Source organism: Streptomyces sp. bgisy159, from assembly GCF_965341775.1.
Taxonomy (GTDB): Bacteria; Actinomycetota; Actinomycetes; order Streptomycetales; family Streptomycetaceae; genus Streptomyces.
On record NZ_CBDQZH010000107.1, the window covers coordinates 1 to 2,611 of the forward strand.

The 2,611-nt window shown below is 71.2% G+C and carries 1 protein-coding gene; it reads right to left on the bottom strand.

All coding sequences use genetic code 11. The features are described 5' to 3' along the window. Positions 1 to 2,598: SDR family NAD(P)-dependent oxidoreductase (locus ACSLTV_RS35995; RefSeq protein ID WP_435613721.1), on the bottom strand; the 2,598-nt coding region annotated here is incomplete at its 3' end. Between the last annotated feature and the right edge of the window lie 13 nt (positions 2,599 to 2,611).

The window sequence follows — 2,611 nt, forward strand, 5'->3', positions numbered from 1 at the left end:
CTTGCTGCACCCGGGACTCCGACCGTCGGCCTGCGCATAGCGGTAGAAGGCGTTGTCCAGAGCGGCCCAGCCGCGGTCCTCGGGGAAGTCGACGATGCCGTCCCGTCCGTCGGCGAGCAACTCCCACAGGTCCTCCGGCGACTCCACACCGCCCGGGAAACGGCACGCCATCCCGACGATCGCCACCGGTTCGTCCGTTGCGACCGAAGCCGTGGAGGCGGTCGACGTCACCTCGTCGAACAGCTCGCCGTAGATGTGGGCGGCCAGGGCCTGGGGCGTGGGGTGGTCGAAGACCGCAGTGGCGGGGAGGGTCACGCCCGCCGCGGCCGCCAGCACGTTGCGCAGCTCCACCGCGATCAGCGAGTCCACGCCCAGATCGCGGAACGCCCGCTCCGCACCCACCTGTTCGGGGCCGTCGTGTCCCAGAACCAGGGCCGTGACCTCCTGGACATGTTCCACCACGAGACGTTGCCCGGCGTCACGGGGCACCCCTGCCACGCGTGCGCGCAGTTCGCTTCCAGTGCGTTGGGTCCCGCGCGGTTCGGGGGTGGAGTCGGCTGGGGCCACAGGGGTGAGGAGGGCACTGGGACGGACCGCGGTGAACGCGGGGACGAAATCGGGCCAGTCGATGTCCGCGATCAGTTGGGTGGTGACGCCGGTGTCGAGCGCGGCTCCGAGTGCGGAGAGGGCGAGCCGGGGGTCGAGTGCCGTCACGGCCCCCTGACCACGGCGCCGGCCGCCGGACTCCGCTGCCATACCGTCTCCGGCCCACGGACCCCAGGCGATGGAGGTGGCGGGACGGCCCTCCGCCCTCCGCCGTTCGGCGAGCGCGTCGAGGACGGCGTTGGCGGCGGCGTAGGCGCCCTGCCCCGGGCTTCCCAGCGTTCCCGCCAGGGAGGAGAAGAGGACGAACGCCGACAGGTCGCGGTCCTGTGTCAGCTCGTCGAGCAGGAGCGCTCCCGTGGCCTTGGGCCCCCTCACTCGGTCGATGCGCTCGGCGTCCGTCGCCAGCAGCGTGGCGTCGTCCAGGATCCCGGCAGTGTGGAAGACCGCGTCGACCGGGTGCGCGGCGAGGAGCCCGGCGAGTTCAGCGCGTACGGAAACGTCCGCGGCAGCCAACGTGACCTGCGCGCCCATGCGCTGGAGCTCCTCGCGCAGTGCGGTCGCACCCGGTGCCGCTTCGCCGCGGCGGCTGACGAGGAGAAGGGTGCGGGCACCGCGTTCCACCGCCCAACGGGCCACGTGGGCGCCCAGGGCACCGGTACCCCCGGTGATCAGAACCGTGCCGTCGGGCTTCCAGGCCGGGGTACCCGAGGACAGCGGTGTGGTCTGTGCCAGCCGACGGCCGAAGACGGCGTGAGCCCTGACGGCAACCTGATCCTCGCCGGGCCTCAGACGCGTCAGAGCCTTGGCGAGCCGTGCGCACACCCGGTCGTCGACGTCCGCGGGAAGGTCGATCAACCCGCCCCACGTATCGGGGTGTTCCAGGGCGGCGACGCGTCCCAGTCCCCAGACGGCGCTCTGTTCAGGGCTCACGGCACGATCAGCCCCTCCCACACCGACGGCGCCTTGGGTGAGGGCCCACAGTCGTACGCCCGCAGCCGGAGACTCGGCTACCCCCCGCAGCGCGGTCAGCGTGGTCACGACCGGATCGACGTGCGCGGCAAGCCCGAGCAGGGACAGCACTCCGTCCGTCTCCGCAGCCGTGAAGCGCAGTGCCTCGGCGGGGTCGGTGGGGTCCGTCACCTCTGCGACGTACGGAGTGATTCCGTGCTCGCGCAGGCCGAGCAGGAGGTCGTCCGCAGTGCGGCGCGACGACGCATCCAGTTCGGTGGGGAGCAGCACCGTCCAGTTTCCGGTGCGGGGCCGACCGGCCGTCGTCGTGGTCTCGTCGTGCCGAGTCAGTGGCAGCCAGGACACTTCGTACCGCAACGCGTCGAGCGCTGCCCGGTCCTGCCGCTGTCGGTACCACCTCGAAAGTGCCGGCACGACGGGCTCCAGCGTGTCCGCCGGAAGATCGAGATCCTCGGCCAACACCGACAGGTCCTCGCGCTCCACGGCGGTCCAGAAGTCGGCGTCGACCACTGTGGAGGCTCGCGTCGGACCGCAAGGACCGCCGGGCGACGGCTCGTTCGGGGCCAGCCAATAGCGTCGGTGCTGGAACTGATACGTCGGCAGATCGACCGGCGTCGTCTCGCCGTCACTGCCACGCAGAACGGCGGCCCAGTCGATTTCGCCCCCGTCGACGTGCAACAGCGCCATCGCGCGCAGTACGGCCGGGTGTTCCGGGGTGTCCTTGCGGAGGGTGGGTGTGAGGAGGGCGGGGCTGTCGTCCGGGACGGAGTTCCGGGTGAGGGCGGTGAGGGTGCCGTCGGGGCCGATCTCCAGGAAACGCGTCACGCCGTGGGCGTTCAGTGCGGTGACGCCGTCGGCGAAGCGGACGGTGTCACGGACATGCCGTACCCAGTACTCGGACGACGCCAACTCCTCGCCGGTGGCGAGCTGACCGGTCAGATTCGACACGACCGGAATGACCGGGGGCACGTAAGCAATACGCTCGGCCACCTCGCGGAAGGCGTCGAGCATCGGCTCCATCAACGGCGAGTGGAAA